General features: G+C 55.4%; 21 protein-coding genes. 2 read left to right on the forward strand and 19 right to left on the reverse strand.

Going from position 1 to position 13,994, the window contains the following annotated elements; translation table 11 throughout:
• Positions 1-212 precede the first annotated feature (212 nt).
• From DF196_RS12630 to DF196_RS12685, 11 genes are all read right to left on the reverse strand, one after another.
• The gene (locus DF196_RS12630; protein WP_109058156.1) at positions 213-644 is read right to left on the reverse strand and encodes a hypothetical protein; all 432 of its coding nucleotides are present in this window, start codon (positions 642-644) and stop codon (positions 213-215) included.
• A gap of 116 nt (positions 645-760) precedes the next feature.
• On the reverse strand, positions 761-1,198 hold the full coding sequence (locus DF196_RS12635; RefSeq protein WP_109058157.1) for a hypothetical protein: 438 nt from the start codon (positions 1,196-1,198) through the stop codon (positions 761-763).
• Between the two features lie 15 nt (positions 1,199-1,213).
• Positions 1,214-1,627: an ABC transporter permease gene (locus DF196_RS12640; RefSeq protein ID WP_146194765.1), complete on the reverse strand. Its 414-nt coding sequence runs from the start codon at positions 1,625-1,627 to the stop codon at positions 1,214-1,216.
• Positions 1,614-2,024, reverse strand: a complete 411-nt coding sequence (locus tag DF196_RS12645; RefSeq protein ID WP_109058159.1) for a hypothetical protein — start codon at positions 2,022-2,024, stop codon at positions 1,614-1,616. Before DF196_RS12645 ends, DF196_RS12640 begins: the two co-directional genes overlap by 14 nt.
• Positions 2,025-2,174: 150 nt before the next feature.
• On the reverse strand, positions 2,175-2,804 hold the full coding sequence (gene lepB / locus DF196_RS12650) for a signal peptidase I (RefSeq protein WP_241519722.1): 630 nt from the start codon (positions 2,802-2,804) through the stop codon (positions 2,175-2,177).
• An 81-nt stretch (positions 2,805-2,885) separates the two neighbouring features.
• A complete protein-coding gene (locus DF196_RS12655; RefSeq protein WP_109058161.1) occupies positions 2,886-3,500 on the reverse strand; it encodes a hypothetical protein in 615 nt (204 codons plus the stop codon).
• A gap of 93 nt (positions 3,501-3,593) precedes the next feature.
• Positions 3,594-4,421, reverse strand: a complete 828-nt coding sequence (locus tag DF196_RS12660; RefSeq protein ID WP_109058162.1) for a DNA/RNA non-specific endonuclease — start codon at positions 4,419-4,421, stop codon at positions 3,594-3,596.
• 104 nt (positions 4,422-4,525) lie between these two features.
• Entirely contained in the window at positions 4,526-5,242 is a 717-nt protein-coding gene (locus tag DF196_RS12665) for a tRNA(His) guanylyltransferase Thg1 family protein (protein WP_158276329.1), read from the reverse strand.
• A 15-nt stretch (positions 5,243-5,257) separates the two neighbouring features.
• On the reverse strand, positions 5,258-5,623 hold the full coding sequence (locus DF196_RS12670) for a hypothetical protein (protein ID WP_109058164.1): 366 nt from the start codon (positions 5,621-5,623) through the stop codon (positions 5,258-5,260).
• 3 nt (positions 5,624-5,626) lie between these two features.
• Positions 5,627-5,815 (reverse strand): hypothetical protein, encoded by a 189-nt coding sequence (locus DF196_RS12675; RefSeq protein WP_109058165.1) that lies wholly within the window; start codon positions 5,813-5,815, stop codon positions 5,627-5,629.
• 311 nt (positions 5,816-6,126) lie between these two features.
• Positions 6,127-7,578 carry an RNA-guided endonuclease InsQ/TnpB family protein gene (locus tag DF196_RS12685; protein ID WP_109058167.1) on the reverse strand — a complete coding sequence of 484 codons (1,452 nt, stop codon included), beginning with the start codon at positions 7,576-7,578 and terminating at the stop codon, positions 6,127-6,129.
• Positions 7,579-7,652: 74 nt separating this feature from the next.
• On the opposite strand from DF196_RS12685, the gene tnpA reads away from it, so the two are divergent.
• Positions 7,653-8,057, forward strand: coding sequence for an IS200/IS605 family transposase (gene tnpA / locus DF196_RS12690; protein WP_109058168.1), 405 nt, complete (start codon positions 7,653-7,655; stop codon positions 8,055-8,057).
• 103 nt (positions 8,058-8,160) lie between these two features.
• On the opposite strand, the gene DF196_RS12695 is transcribed toward tnpA, so the two are convergent.
• The 4 genes from DF196_RS12695 to DF196_RS12710 all read right to left on the reverse strand — a co-directional run bounded on the left by DF196_RS12695 (position 8,161) and on the right by DF196_RS12710 (position 10,726).
• Complete coding sequence (locus DF196_RS12695) at positions 8,161-8,700, reverse strand: nucleotidyltransferase domain-containing protein (RefSeq protein WP_109058169.1); 540 nt, start codon at positions 8,698-8,700, stop codon at positions 8,161-8,163.
• Positions 8,697-9,899: a hypothetical protein gene (locus DF196_RS12700; protein ID WP_109058170.1), complete on the reverse strand. Its 1,203-nt coding sequence runs from the start codon at positions 9,897-9,899 to the stop codon at positions 8,697-8,699. Before DF196_RS12700 ends, DF196_RS12695 begins: the two co-directional genes overlap by 4 nt.
• 94 nt (positions 9,900-9,993) lie before the next feature.
• Positions 9,994-10,371 (reverse strand): hypothetical protein, encoded by a 378-nt coding sequence (locus DF196_RS12705; RefSeq protein ID WP_109058171.1) that lies wholly within the window; start codon positions 10,369-10,371, stop codon positions 9,994-9,996.
• A 34-nt stretch (positions 10,372-10,405) separates the two neighbouring features.
• Complete coding sequence (locus DF196_RS12710) at positions 10,406-10,726, reverse strand: hypothetical protein (RefSeq protein WP_109058172.1); 321 nt, start codon at positions 10,724-10,726, stop codon at positions 10,406-10,408.
• A 187-nt stretch (positions 10,727-10,913) separates the two neighbouring features.
• On the opposite strand from DF196_RS12710, the gene DF196_RS12715 reads away from it, so the two are divergent.
• Positions 10,914-11,549 carry a TetR/AcrR family transcriptional regulator gene (locus DF196_RS12715; protein WP_109058173.1) on the forward strand — a complete coding sequence of 212 codons (636 nt, stop codon included), beginning with the start codon at positions 10,914-10,916 and terminating at the stop codon, positions 11,547-11,549.
• Between the two features lie 64 nt (positions 11,550-11,613).
• Here the strand turns inward: DF196_RS12715 and DF196_RS13340 are convergent, their stop codons facing one another.
• The 4 genes from DF196_RS13340 to DF196_RS12735 form a co-directional block, all read right to left on the reverse strand.
• Entirely contained in the window at positions 11,614-12,669 is a 1,056-nt protein-coding gene (locus DF196_RS13340) for a hypothetical protein (protein WP_146194766.1), read from the reverse strand.
• A 247-nt stretch (positions 12,670-12,916) separates the two neighbouring features.
• Positions 12,917-13,177 carry a hypothetical protein gene (locus DF196_RS12725; RefSeq protein ID WP_109058175.1) on the reverse strand — a complete coding sequence of 87 codons (261 nt, stop codon included), beginning with the start codon at positions 13,175-13,177 and terminating at the stop codon, positions 12,917-12,919.
• A 6-nt stretch (positions 13,178-13,183) separates the two neighbouring features.
• On the reverse strand, positions 13,184-13,402 hold the full coding sequence (locus DF196_RS12730; protein ID WP_109058176.1) for a hypothetical protein: 219 nt from the start codon (positions 13,400-13,402) through the stop codon (positions 13,184-13,186).
• Positions 13,389-13,919, reverse strand: a complete 531-nt coding sequence (locus tag DF196_RS12735; protein WP_109058177.1) for a hypothetical protein — start codon at positions 13,917-13,919, stop codon at positions 13,389-13,391. The genes DF196_RS12730 and DF196_RS12735 overlap by 14 nt, the downstream gene beginning before the upstream one ends.
• Positions 13,920-13,994: the final 75 nt, after the last annotated feature.

The raw sequence follows: 13,994 nt of genomic DNA on the forward strand, positions 1-13,994 counted from the left end.
CTCGGCAGCCCGGTCCAGCGCCCGATGGTCCACGGCCGCCACGAGGAGATCGCCCACCGCGTCAAGCACATGAGCGGCGAGACGGGCAGGGTGACGCTTGGTGATGGTACGACGAGGGAATGGTTTGAGCAAGCCAAGTAAAAAGTGAGCAGATATGGTTGTGCCCCCGTGCGATGGGCCCGGGCACAACCATATAGAGAGAAGAAATAGTGTCAGCGGCGGGCTTTGACGGCCGTCTCCAACAAGCGCAACGCTTCAGCGAAACCACGGCACAAATCCGGGTTCTGATGGAACGCGCCCGAGAACAGCATGCCGCCCTCACCGTTGATATCGAACATGATCGGCGTACTATCCGTGAAATGCGGTTGCACGTCGCAACGGGACAGCCAAACCGCCTGCGGGACAATCTTGCTGCCCTTCGTACCACCGGTCTGACCATCCAAGGCGACGGCCCCGGCTTCAAGACAGGCGATGATACGCTTCACCAGCTTCGGGTTCGGCAGACACGGGCCGGGAATACAGCTCGCCTTGATCTGCTGATCCGACAGGAGAATCGTCTCCACGTAGGCGATGACGTCCTTATCATGCTTCGGAACCGTGTCGCCGACGTTGATGCTTAACCAGATTTCGTGATTGTCGCTCACTTGGCCTCCTTATAGAATCCAATACCTAGCAGAATGCCCACGAACACGGCCGTGATAAGAGTTCCTACGGCTGTCAGGACCAGACGCCTCTTACGGCCTTCCATATACGACATAGGTCAGTCCTCGCTCTTCTCGATCTTCTTGATCTTGTTCAACCGGCCGCAACGGTCACACTCGAACGTGTCACCGACCTTCAGATCGAGGTAACGCTTGCCCTTCATATCCCAAACAACCTTGGAACAGAAGTTGCAGGAACCACACCAGGCGCAGAACGCGGAATGGTCACGCACGCTCACGTTACGCGGATCATGCGGTTCGATCGGCGGGTAAATGCGCTTCATCGGACTGGTCGGCTTATGCTCCGGACAGTACACGAACGTGGTCTGACGGTTCTTCCACACCGTCCAACCCTGGTCCACGATCTTGGCGATGACCTTGTCGTAAGCCTTCTCGTCACCGGACTTCAGATTCGGGCCGACCCATTCGGCCTGGCAACGGTTGCAGGTGAGCTTCAGACGGATGGTTACCGGTTCGGTTTTGAATGATGCACCCATGTTCGGGTTCCTTTCTCAGTGTCGGCCGTGACGGCCGTGCTTCGGCCCGCTCCTACGGGCTGTATTGGTTTCGGTGTTTTTCTTGGTTGAAGTGGTGGCGGCGCGCCTTCCGCGACGCGGCGTCCCCGCTTCCTTGGCGTCTGGGGCTTCGCTGGTTTCGGCCGGTTGCTTTTCGAGGCTGGCTGGTTTCTTACCGGCGGAGACTCGGATGATGAGGCCGACGATGGCTATGATCACGGAGACGATGAGCAGGATCGCCATGGGGGCGAACATCCAGAGTCGGATGATCATCAGATCCATGACGCCGATGGCGCTGGGCACGATGCCGCAGAGCGCTCCGAGGAGCACGAGCCATAGGGCCGTGTTTAGGAGCTTGTTGCCAAGGGCTTTGCGCTTGAGGTAGCGCATTTCGGTTTCACTTACTCTCACGGCGTTCGATCTCCTTCAGATGGCCGGCGATGAGTGAAAGCGTGAGGATGACGCCGTTGCGTTCCTCGCGGGAGAGCCATGGGGCGAGGTTGCTGTCGGCTTTCCATGGGGTGTCCAATGAGGTGGAGGGGTGGATGTCGATGGTTGCCAACGGCGCGTTTTTGGGGTCTTCGTCCTTGCGGAGGATGTAGCGTTCGGCGAGGATCACGCCTCCGGTTGGTGTTTTCGCCATGTGTGCGTATGGGGCGAGGGCGTCGCTGGGGAAGTCCTGTCGGATTTTGATGTCGTAGCTGGCCCTGTTTTTGCTGTAGGTGCAGACGGCGATGGTGTTGTCGTCGGGCTTCCAACGTGGGTCGGCTGGGTTTTGGCGTTCGAGGGTGTAGATGTAGTGGTCCATGTGTGGGCTGGTCTCTCCTTTTGTGTATGCGGGTTTAGTATGTGTCGGTTTCGCCTGCTGTTGTTGGCGGAGGTTTTTCTGACGACATATTTACGTGTGGACGTTCTCAGTATATCTCGAAAAGGGTTAAAAGAAAAACCCTCGCGCGCGTCACGAGCTTACGTTCGGAACCTTGGAGAAAACCTCGGGATGAGAATCCATCAAACCCCAACGGGAAACAGGCCAATACGTCACCCGGGCCACGCCACGCACCAGACTCAACGGCACCTGGCCGCCATACGCATCCGTCTGATGCATACGACTATCCGCGCTGCTCGAACGATTATCACCCATCACCCACATCATGCCCGGCTTAACCTTCACACTGAAAGCCACATCGGATGGGGTGACGCCAGGTTTCAAGTACGCGGACTCGTTTAGGGCGACGCCGTTCACCTTCACCGGTTGACCGTTCCCCGCGCATTCCACGGTATCCCCCGGTAATCCGATGACGCGCTTGATCAAATCCTCCCCCTCGGACGCACTCAACCAGCCGCCTGGATCCCTGAACACGACGATGTCTCCGCGTTTCGGTTTCTCGATTTTGACCGCGATGACGCGATCCCTGAGTTGGATGGTGTCCAGCATGCTGCCGGACGGGACGATGTAGAAGCCGAGCAGGAAGATACGGATGATGAGGACTATCGCAATGGGGATGACGACCCATGTGAACAGGTCCCGAACATTGTTTCCGGTTTCGGTTTTGGGAATGAACTCGTTGGGTTCTTCGCTACTGGTCAACGCTTTGAAAGCTCCTGAACTTAAGAGAATGGTGAGCCGCCGTGTGTCAATACGTTCGGCGGCTCCCGCTAACGATAATGCTTACTCGTGGAAGTCGATGAAGTAGACGAATTCACCGTCGCCGGCATCCTTGAGGATTTCGATGACACGATGCAGCCACTCGTCATGAGTCTTTTCGTCAGCATGCAGCCAGCCGGAGCGATCCTCCCAGACGGGCTCCTCATCCCAACCGACGTATGCTACGGAATTCGGGAGCGGCATGGTGGAATCAGACTCCAACAGAGTCGCATACTCGGCAGCCGGGATTCCCTGAATCTTCTGGAAATCAGCCTCCCAACGGCCGCCGACAACCCACCAATCCCAATATCCGTCTTCGTTATACCGGTCAAGTCGGTTGCTGTTCTCGTCATACTTGTATCCCTGCTTGGTTCGTTCGGGAATCACGAGTGCGGCGAGCTCGTCGTCGGACAAGGTGAGACGATGCTCCAGTTCCTGCTTGTCCAAGCCAAGATAGGGTTCCCTGTTGTCGTTTTCGATTGCACGCAGGTCTGCCTGCGCGTCGGAACGGTAGTCGTCCAGCCATTCCTCACGGTCTTCTACTAGGTGCGGTTCGACTGCCAGATTCATGTCGAAAGGCGCGACGACCTGTGCGATGGCTTCCTCGTTGGGTGCGATTGCGATTCCTAGATAGTGCATTGTTCTTCTCCTGTTTTATCAGGTGCTCCGTTTTGTGTGGACAGCTTTTACCAGCCGACGACATTCCAAGTGCCGCCGGCTGGTAGTTTTCGTTTAGCGGACGCCGCCACGCTGGTAGTCGATGTCGAATCCGTTGGCGGTGTTCCAGACGATGACATGCTGGTCGATCGAACCATCTGAAGTCTTGATATCCACCGTCACGTAACGCGGCAGGAGTTCGGAACCCTCATACACCGGGGTTGCCACGTAAGTGATCGTGCCGGTCGGATTCTGGTCAAGCCAGTCGCGGGCTTCGGTTTCCGTATAAGCCATGCCACCGGCGGGCTGGTTCTTGCCGACATTCTGCGTTCGCGTACCGGTGACCATGTTTTCGACACTGTCCTCGCCGCCGAGGGACTTGGCGATCAAATGGGACCGGTTGAACAGGTAGCCTCGATAATGCTTGCCGCTGCCGAGGTCGATGGTGACTTTCGGGTTCGGGCTGGGCCAGCCGGCAATGTCGTCGGGCATGTCACGGCTTCGATCACTGCCTGCGTCGCGCATCTGCTTGTCGATGAGTCCGACCGCTTGTCCGGCGCGTCCGTACTGGTCGAGCTGTGAGTTGATGACGCTGGGAGTGGTGGGAATGTTGGCATTCGTGAAGTCTGCTTTCCCGGTAACCGAGTAGTAGTCGGGGTAGTCGGTGATGTTCCAGTCGGGAACGGTGCCGTTGCTGGTGTTCTGACCATCGGAGTCCTCGTTGCTGTTTTCGAGGCTGTTCTTATACTCGTTGAGCCCTTCCTTGGCCTGACCGAGGATACTGCTCAGATCGTGGGGCTGGTTGTTCGCGCCAGAGTTGTCATAGGTGGGGGCGGTGCAGCTGGTAAGGCTGAGGATTCCGGCGAGGGTTAGGGCGATGAGTGTTTTGAAGGGCTTGCGCATTTTTCTCTCTCCTTGCTTAAGCTCTATTCTGTGTGGACATTTTCAGTATATTCTATTTGACAACAAGACACGCCGAAAAACGGGTGAAAAACCATCCGCCCCAATCAAACGCTTGGAAGTCCGGCAATCAGTGACCCGGCATGTTTCCTATCCCCCGGAATCACAATCCACCGATGCCTCTGTGCAATCTCTCCGCCAGGCCCTGTCTTCTCGAATACCTCACGGCAAACGAACCGGCCATAGAAAAGCCCATCATCAATGTGCTCGAAAACCGTACCCTGCAGCATTTCCTGCCGTTCACGAGTCGTCCGACCATGCAATTCCTCCTGAGTGAACAGGGCATTACAGCAGGAGCTGACGGCATTTTTCATACAGTCCAGACGACGCCAGCTCAGATAATTCTCAACCTCTATCGCACTGTCCAACGAGATGATACGGCCATCAAAAATCGGCGGACTTTCCAGATCAACACGTTCCAACGACACGGCAAATGCCGCGGAAGCGGCGGAAGCTGCCAGCGTAATCAGCTTCTGAGTGCGTCCGTTGAACGGGTATCCAGTGCTGCCCCTGTAGAGGATAAAGCTGATCTCATCCGATTGCACATAGGCGAACGCAACATTGTGGTAAGCGTTAGCGGCGGCTCTGGCCGCGGCGTTCATGGCTTGGACGAACCTGAAATCGAAGGGCTTCTCCATTGATTTCGTCAGCGTGTGGAAGGCACGTCCGTCCACACGAATGGCCGCATAGGAGCTGTCGATGGTTCGCTCTTCGATGGCTTCGAACGCCTTGAAATGGTCTCCTAGCGGGTCTTTGACAGTCAAGGTCACCTCCCCTGTTTAGAAGTATTTGGCCAGCTGTTTCGGTGTAAGGTCGCCGGTATCGACACCGGATTCCTCGATGGCTTGTATGATATCCGAGTCCGAGAACTCTTCCCCGCATTTCAGCGTATCAAACGCTAAGGCGTTGATGTCGTCGGCGAGACTGGAATGTTTTCTCCAGAATTGTTGGACTCGCCGTTTGGTAGTGTCGAGCTTTTTCTTCTTCGCATTTGGCATGGTCTTGTATGCGTATGCGCGATGGGCTCCCGAAGCGCTCTTGTATCCGTATCCCTGTGCGTCGTCCAAGATTTCGCCGGTTTCGTCGTCTACGAGTATCCAACGGTCGTATCCGAGATCTGGTGCTTTAACTGCCTTGGCTACCATGATTCAGCTCTCCAATACCTTCTCGGAAGTGGGGTGATCCTGCGAGCGCATCGATATTGTTTCCTCGGTTGTTACTGGCTCGCGGCCGGGAATGTTTGGCGTGACGTCTTGTGGAAGGTTGAGGTCGGCGAGAACGATTGCGGCGATGATTATGCCGGCAATACAAGCGGCTTTCTGCAGTTTGCCTTTCATCTCTCAGAGTGTTCCTTTTATCGGGTGTGCTGGTTGGTGAAGTCTACGAGTTTGCGGAGTACGGTCTGGTTGCCGACGCCTGGATAGTTGCCTTCGACGATTTTCGAGTAGAGCCCGATGACTACTGTCGTGGCTTCGCTGCGGGTCTTCTCCGATCGTACTGGCAGTGGATCGGACTCCGCTTTGCTGGTGGCCTGTTCCAGCGCTGTCTGCACTATTTCGACCGGGATTCCGTTCCGTCGGATAGCTCGTAGTTCCTTCGTATACCTTTGACGTTCTCCCGGCCGTAAACGGCCGGGATTCAGGGTCTTTCAACGGGTTTTTGGTCCGTTGGAGGTTGCCTGTGATCGACGTTTCATCGGCTCCTCGGGCGACGGTGGGGACATGCGTCCCGGTTGCGTCCTGTGGATGCCTCCGCGTCTGGACCCCTCGTCCGGGGTGTTGAAGGCTTCGTCGCGTATGTTGGCGCCCGCATTGTGGTCTGCGTTGTCGGTGTAGCCGCAGTTGAGGCAGTGGAACAGGGCTTGGCTCTTGCGGTTGTTCCGATCCTTGTAGTGGCATTGCGAGCAGGTTTGCGACGTGTAGGCTGGGTTCACCTCCTTCACGATGGTGTCGTAGAGGCTGGCTTTCTGGGTGAGTCGTTGGCGGATCTCGCCCCAGTTGTTGGATAGGATGCTTTGGTTCAGCCCGCTTTTGGCCTTGCGCCCGTTGTGCAGGTACTGGCCCGGGTGATTGGGGTCGGGTTTGGGTTTGGCGCGGCGGGTCATGCGTTTGACGTCCAACGCCTCCAGGGCGATGCGGTTGCTGGTGAGGACGAGACTGGTGGTCTGTTGTTCGATCCAGTCGTGTTTCCTGTTGCGGATGTGGGTTTCGAGTCGGTTTTTCTCCGCGCGTAGTTTCTCGCGTCGGCGGCTGTCTCGTACGGAGCGCATGCCGTTGGCCTTGTTCTGGAGGTCCATGCGGCTCATCCTGCGTTGCAGGTGGACGAGGCGGCGGCGTTCCCGTTTCGAGGGTTGGGGGATTTTCAGCATCCGTCCGTCGGACAGGGCCATGGTGACCTTGCATCCGCGGTCCGCGCCGATCGTGTCCCGCTGGTCGGGGATGCCGTGCCGTGCGATGACGGGGTTGACGAACACGATGGTGTTCCTCGACGGGTGGACGATGATCTTGGTGAATTCGCGTACCGGTTCGGACAGGCGGATGAAGATGCGGATACGCCAATGGGCCTTGTCGCCGGGTTTGCGCTGGTCCTTGGGGGTCATGCCGTTGAATTCCACGCACCCGCTGCGACGGTTCACGACACGGTATCTGACCGCGATGTCCTTGCCGTTGCGGGCGAACATCATGAACATGGGTTCGCACCGGTTGCGCCTGCGCAGTCCGGGCACGGGGCCGCCGAGCTTCTTCTTGCGTTTCAGTCCCGCATACCAGTCGATGTTCTCGTGCCGGATCGCGGAATGCAGGAGCAGGGTGGGGCAGGATGCCAGCCAGGGCATGCGTTCGCGCATCTGGCCGACGGTCGAGGCCATGGGCTGGTCCGTGTGCGAGCCCAACGGGTGGGAGCCGACCTTGACCCCGTCCTTGAACTCCCATTCCTCACGGTAGGCGCGCATCCCGTTGAACACGGCCTGCCAGCATGAGGCGAAATGCTCCATGACCCGCATGGGGTTCCTCGTCCACATGGGGTTGCCGGACGGGGACAGGCCGAGGTAGACGGCGGCCCCGTCGAACTTGACCGCCCGTATCCGGTATTTCTGGCTCACCGTCCGCCTCCTTTCATGTCCATCGGGAAAACGTGTGCGTGTTTTCCGTATATAACAGAGTATACTCTTGGTCTATGACAGAAAACGACCAGCTCAGACACGGCAGGACATGCGTCACCGATCTCCAGGTCCATTTGGTCTTCGTCACCAAATACCGGCGGAACGTGTTCGACGATACCATCCTCACCAGCATGGAAACCATCATGCGAAACGTCTGCCACGACCTTGACGCGCGGCTCATCGAATTCAACGGCGAAGACGACCACGTCCACCTCCTCGTCGAATACCCGCCCAAACTCCCCGTCAGCACACTCGTCAACAGCCTCAAAGGCGTATCCAGCCGGCTCCTACGCAAACAATACAAGCTCAAAACCCACCACAACCACCTCTGGAGCCCCAGCTACTACGCCGCAAGCAGCGGAGGAACAACCCTGGAAACATTGAAAACCTACATCCGGAACCAAAGAAGACCAGACTGAAACCCGGACGGCTAACCCGGCCCTGAAGGACCGGGCTTGCGCCTACCAACACGGGTCAATACATGCAGGCCATCCATGTTGCGCATGAGTGTCAGCTACATATTCAACCGTGTGAATGAGACGCATGGTTTCGGCGAGCAGCTTGCACCGTTTGCGCTCGGATAAATCCGCAAGCGACGGGAACAAGAACTCTGGAAGTCGGCTTGCACCGTTTGCGCTCGGATAAATCAGTACGTCGTTCCAACTGGCGCAGGTTAGCGCGCGCATTGCCAAGAGCGCCTTCTACGGTTCGACGGACGGTCAGACTGGAAGCCAACGGCATGAACTGGTCGACCAGACTCTCGTCCACGAGTAGGCATTCATCCGGCAAGGCGAGTGTTTCCAGGATATTTGGCGCGCCGTTCAATACTTGGTTGAGGAATGCGAGTGGTGTCATGACCGTAACATCCGGTTCATGAGTGGACTGAATCCAGTCCGCTCGGCCCAACAGGATTTCCGCACGAGTCGGCGCGGCAATCAAACGCAAATCAATATCACTGTGTTTGTCGGCCAAACCATGCGCATAGCTGCCGCCAACCCAGGCGGCCAACACAGGCCAGCCGCCATAATCGGTAAGACGGTTTTCAAAGTCGGTTAAGTTCATTCTTTATCCCATGATAGGGCGGCGGACATCAGGTTGCGAACAACGTCGCCTTCCGGATTCTCGAAGCGCTCGCCGAGTTCCCGGAAAAGACGGTGCATGATCAGATGGAAGCAGGAGTCTTCTCCGGTCTTGTCCATGAGTACACGGATTTCATGGTCGCTCCATCGGCGGGTGGATGCAGACGCGAAGAGCTTATCCGCGATCCGCGGAGTGCCGTTCTCAAGGAGCCAGTCGAACTGGGCGTCGTTAAGCAGCCCATACTGGACGGCGAATAATTCGTCCGCGATATGACGGTTCAGAATCCGGTTGATTCGCTGCTCATTCAAATATTCGCTTGCAAACTTGGACTGAACGAGGGCCTGGATTACCTCGAATCCTCCTTCATCGACCCAGTGGTCGACCAGTTCGTCGTTCAGATACTTGGCTTGGAATGGTTTGAGCTGATTACCTCTGGCAAGGAAATCCCATACGAACCGTCCGTTTCCTCGCCAGAGCATCGACCTGATCTCCTGTTCGGATAGTTCAAGCTCATCATTGACATACATTGACCAAAGGATAGAGTCGCAGAATCCTGCTTCTACAATCCGGTGGACCAGTTCCTTATCCTCCCGGTCGCCGTAGAAAAGAACCAGTCGATGATTGGCCGGGTTCATGGACTCGAACAGCTGCTCGGAATGAGCGCGAACCCAGCCCTTATGGTGATGTTCCAGCACGTCGACGACCTGCGGGTCGGTTTCATCCTCAAAAAGGTCAAGATCCTCTTCGGACACCAATCCCGCCACCAGCATCCGCGATGCGACAGTGTCCTCCTTAATGATCTTCTCGATATGGGCTCGGTCGAGACTATCGACATTCTGTAAAGCGATTCCGGAAATCTCCTTGTCGGGATCATCGAGCATGACCTCCGGGACGCGAGCCGCGAGAATGCGGCGGACACCGAGAGGCGTCTTACCGCCGTTTCTGACGATGTCAATGAGCTGATTGGCGAGTTCCTTTCCGCGTTCGGTGAGCTTCACCCTGCAATAAGAGCAGGTTTTGACGGCGCCTACCGCGTACAGTGCGTCGCTCATCTTCTGGTTGCGCACATAGATGCGGTTTTCATAGCCGAGTTCATTTGTCTCGGGATCGTTGCGATGTTCCAACAGAAAATCCCATTGCGCTGGCGTCAGCTTGGGAAGGTTCTTGTACTCGTTGCTCATGATCGTTCTTCTCCGTTTTTGTTGGTTAAAGGTTTATAGGTTGAAACGTTGCGGCGGATTGGACATATCCGCCGCAACGAGTTAATGCGTTAGGTCAGTCGTCTACAGGATCGATTTTCACCCAGTCGCGCATGAAGTCGAATACGCTCCAAGCGCGAACAAGGATGATGACGACCTTGTTGTAATCCTTATCCTGATAGGCGGCATATTTGGACGGTTCGGGTACCTCGAAGGAATACAGGGAGCACGGGTATCGGTCGGAAATCATTTCGGTGGGATCGGCTAGGTCTTCAGCGGCGAGCAGAGTCCCGTTCTGGATGATCCACTGCGCGTCTTCGGTCGGTAGTTCCTCGTACTCCGGCCCGTCCTCGGTATCAATGCGATAGCTCAGGTCGAGCGATTTGATCTCGGTGAGCATGTTCTCGATCAGATGGTTAAGGAACGTGATTCGGAAGTTCTTGATATCAGTCATTTCGTCTCTCTCCTTTACTGTTTATTAGCTGCGGTCAGTAGTACAGCGTTATGGTGCAGTCGGCCTGCTCGAAGCCGGCGGGCAGAGGAGGCAGGAGCGCTCCGTAACCGCTTTCCTTCAACCTGTTACGGAGCGCTTCATAAGGGCTTTCCCCGCGCTGGCTGACCTGCACCGTGTATTCGCTGCTGTCGCTGTCCTCATCGGTTTGGCTGCATCCGGCGTTGATGAGGGCTTCCTCGAAGTCGTTGATGTCCTCGGGGTAGATCCAGGTTCTGCGGGTTCCGGGGATTGTCCATGCACCGTCTTTGGTGTCGCCGGTGATGTTTTCGAGTTCGATGCATACGCTGCTGCTCATGGTTCTCTCCTTTTGCTCTGTGAACCCCTGTTGTTTCAGGGGTTCGGGTGGCTTTCGCACCCTTTCTGTGTGGACACTTTCAGTATACCGTAGATGGTTTGAAGACACGCCGAACAAGGAAAACCACCATCAACCAACCGACAGCCAATCCCAAATCCAGGCACTAACCCGAGCTAAACTATCCCCCATGCCCACGCCGCAACCGAAGCCAAAACGTACCCGCAAACCACCGGAGGAACGACGCCGTGAAATCCTCGACGCCGCAGTCCGGCTCATCTCCGAACGCGGATACAACGGCATATCCGTACAGGACGTGGCCGACGAGGTAGGCGTCACCAAGCAGGGCGTACTCAGGTATGTCGGCAGCAAGGATAACCTGCTGTCGATCATCTACCTCGAAAACTACAACGCCACCGGCAACGTCGAGGACTTCCAGAAATCCGGCGAACCCGGTTCCGAGGAAGGCAACCTGCGCCTCCCCTCCTACCTGCGGTTCCTTGTAAGACACAACTCCCGTCGCCGCATGCTGGTGCAAATGTTCTCCATCCTGCAGGTCGAATCGTTCAACCCGAACCACCCGCTGCACGACGAGTTCGCCGGACGACAGGAAGGAATCTGGAAGTACTATTCCGGGTTCGACTGGAAGATTCCATCGGTCTTCGACTCGTTCGAAGACGTCCGGCCAACCGTCCGCAAAGCGTTGGAAATCATGGACGGCGTCCAACTACGATGGCTACGCAAACCGGCCATCGACCTGAACGAGGAATGGGCCGAACTGGAACCAATGCTCTTCCCCTCCCCCACATGGGACGGTTACCGCTGACCATCAAATAAAAAGCTCTGTAAACCGTCTCCGATAACTACGAAGACGGTTTACAGAGCAAAAACTACCACATGTAATTGTCGTCACGAGAAACGAACTTATCAGCCCGGTCGATTACCGATTTAGATAAGTGCCCATTCTCAATCAAATGCGCGCAGAGAAGATGATCATTGTGGTATCGGTCAAGAATCTTCACAGCCCGATCATCTCCAATATTGGGATTATCCGCCAAAGATACTGCCACTTCATAATCATTCCCGTCAGCATAGGAATCAAGAAGATCCTTTGGCGTATGCGGATTCTCCGCAAGACCTTGGCGAGCAAGTTCGCCACCATTCTTGTTTAAATCGTCAGCAAGCGACGGGGTTATATCCGGTCTGGAGGCCGCGCCCCATGCAGCGAAATCTGGATAGTTTGACCTACGCCAATCGGCAACATCCTTCATATCCAAAGCCGGATGACTGAATGCTTCGGATACGACTTCTTTTACCGGATGGGACTCGATTATCGATCGTACAACCAACCTGTCAGCATTCTTATGTTGCAGAGCTGTTCTGCAAGCTTTCGGATTATATCCGAGATTTTCCAAAGCACAACAGATTGTATTCGGATCAGCAGATTGATTTTCCAACGCAGCCCACTGGACCAGTGGCTTATCACGATCCTTCTTCGCAATCAGATTGACTACTTCCGGGGAAATATTCGGGTTATTAGCTAAAGCCACGGAACATTTTGTGTCACGGTCGCTATATATATCGGCAGGAGTGTTTGCCCAATGTAGACATTGATTGAGCATTTCGGGGGATAGGTTCGGTCGTTTACAAATGTTCCTTTGAATGATGTAGCGTCTGCCATCACCTTGTTGCCGATCCATTAGATGCTGTAAACGGTTTTCCGAATAGTTCGGGTTGCGCGCCAGTATCTGATCAATTCCTACATGGTTTAAGGATTCCAATTCGTTTAGGTTGGATGGATCATCCTCGTTGGCTATCAGCATTTCTTCGTCATCTGAAAAGTAATAAGGATGCTCTTTGAATCTGGCTATCAAATCCTCTATGTTGGCAGACTCAGTTTGCTCATCGCCGTACTGATCTGATATGTCTTCATCGGGAGGCAACAAGTTTGGAATCCCAGCCCCCCCCCGGTTTTATTAGTGAATTTTCCTTTTTTACGCGGGTGTTTACTCTCATCCCAACTCATAGCTTGCATCCTTTTACGTTTCTGTTCGGATAGGCGTTGACCGCACCATGTAAAAAGCCGATGATGGTTTATAACAGGCTTTTGCGTGAAGGTTAGTGGTTTACCAGAGCCAAAAGAAAAGCGTTGGGATGACCACTCCTATATATGGCTCATCCCAACGCTGGAAGTCAGTCCTTTTTCTTTGGTTCGCGTTGCACGATAACCGGAGCTTTCTTGCCTTTTAACTGTTCGGGCGTATAGTTGACGGCCTTCATGGCCGCATCGATCATCTGCACGTATTCGTCGCGCAGGAACGGTGGTGTACTATCCCAGCAGTATCCGATGGTCGCGGAATCCGAAGCCAAACCCCAGAGTCGCATCTGCATGGCGCGAATGACCATCGCCGCCGACTCCTGCTGCGGGTTGAACGGTGAACCCTTATCAGCCATAGACGCTCACCAACCCAATGTTCCGTAGTTGTGAGCCAACTGGTAGGCGGACAATCCGTCGAGGAACGCTCGACTGTCGATGATCTCACGCGCAATATCCTCGATACTGAATCGGCGTCCGTGATGCATGCTATCGAAGGCTTTCTCCATGATCCGATTGTCCAAACCGGGATGTGCATCCCAGAATTTCGCTGCCTTCAACTTGATCTGCTCAGTCTTCCCCATTGTTATCTTCCTTTTCCTGTACGGCCTGCAAATATTCGGCTTCGGAAACCGGCTCCCAGACTGTCGTGTCCACTGGAAGCTCACCGTCGAACGTCGGTCGTCCGATACCGGTAGTCGCCCAGGCGATACCGTTCGCCTGGAACGCGACAGTGAAACGATTCGTGATCTTCAATTCGCCTTCGGACACCGCTCGCGGCATTCCCGGCAGACGCCCGGTCTCATAGTTCAGTTGCTCGATCAGTCCGCGGCTTACCTTGTCATTCCGGTAGGGACGGATGATCTCGTTAGCACGGTCGGGTTTGCGCCACTGCCCTGGTAGTTTGGACGGGTCGCCTTTGATGCCGATGCAGATATAGGAGCCGTCAAACGGGTTGCGGCCATGCACCGCGTGTACACCATATTCCCTGTTGAACTCATGCATTTGGGCGACGAAAGCCTTCCAACGCTCCGCTTCGGCCCGCATCGCTTCCAGAACCTTGGGGTTACTGGTTTTCCAGTACAGTCTCGCTTCCATCATGCTTTCACACCATTCGAATGACGCTTCTGGAACTGCCTATAGTCGAGGTCGATGGCGATTTTGATGGTTTCGAGT

The organism is Bifidobacterium callitrichidarum (genome assembly GCF_003129905.1).
Taxonomy (GTDB): domain Bacteria; phylum Actinomycetota; class Actinomycetes; order Actinomycetales; family Bifidobacteriaceae; genus Bifidobacterium; species Bifidobacterium callitrichidarum.

What these genes read in the sequence shown, in the direction of transcription:
- DF196_RS12725 (WP_109058175.1), bottom strand. Translation starts at nt 13,177, where the DNA reads ATGGCTGATAAGGGTTCACCGTTCAACCCGCAGCAGGAGTCGGCGGCG.
- DF196_RS12715 (WP_109058173.1), top strand. Translation starts at nt 10,914, where the DNA reads ATGCCCACGCCGCAACCGAAGCCAAAACGTACCCGCAAACCACCGGAG.
- tnpA (WP_109058168.1), top strand. Translation starts at nt 7,653, where the DNA reads ATGACAGAAAACGACCAGCTCAGACACGGCAGGACATGCGTCACCGAT.
- DF196_RS12635 (WP_109058157.1), bottom strand. Translation starts at nt 1,198, where the DNA reads ATGGGTGCATCATTCAAAACCGAACCGGTAACCATCCGTCTGAAGCTC.
- DF196_RS12730 (WP_109058176.1), bottom strand. Translation starts at nt 13,402, where the DNA reads ATGGGGAAGACTGAGCAGATCAAGTTGAAGGCAGCGAAATTCTGGGAT.
- DF196_RS12655 (WP_109058161.1), bottom strand. Translation starts at nt 3,500, where the DNA reads ATGCACTATCTAGGAATCGCAATCGCACCCAACGAGGAAGCCATCGCA.
- DF196_RS12700 (WP_109058170.1), bottom strand. Translation starts at nt 9,899, where the DNA reads ATGAGCAACGAGTACAAGAACCTTCCCAAGCTGACGCCAGCGCAATGG.
- DF196_RS12695 (WP_109058169.1), bottom strand. Translation starts at nt 8,700, where the DNA reads ATGAACTTAACCGACTTTGAAAACCGTCTTACCGATTATGGCGGCTGG.
- DF196_RS12710 (WP_109058172.1), bottom strand. Translation starts at nt 10,726, where the DNA reads ATGAGCAGCAGCGTATGCATCGAACTCGAAAACATCACCGGCGACACC.
- DF196_RS12675 (WP_109058165.1), bottom strand. Translation starts at nt 5,815, where the DNA reads ATGAAAGGCAAACTGCAGAAAGCCGCTTGTATTGCCGGCATAATCATC.
- DF196_RS12670 (WP_109058164.1), bottom strand. Translation starts at nt 5,623, where the DNA reads ATGGTAGCCAAGGCAGTTAAAGCACCAGATCTCGGATACGACCGTTGG.
- DF196_RS12645 (WP_109058159.1), bottom strand. Translation starts at nt 2,024, where the DNA reads ATGGACCACTACATCTACACCCTCGAACGCCAAAACCCAGCCGACCCA.
- DF196_RS12735 (WP_109058177.1), bottom strand. Translation starts at nt 13,919, where the DNA reads ATGATGGAAGCGAGACTGTACTGGAAAACCAGTAACCCCAAGGTTCTG.
- DF196_RS12660 (WP_109058162.1), bottom strand. Translation starts at nt 4,421, where the DNA reads ATGCGCAAGCCCTTCAAAACACTCATCGCCCTAACCCTCGCCGGAATC.
- DF196_RS12705 (WP_109058171.1), bottom strand. Translation starts at nt 10,371, where the DNA reads ATGACTGATATCAAGAACTTCCGAATCACGTTCCTTAACCATCTGATC.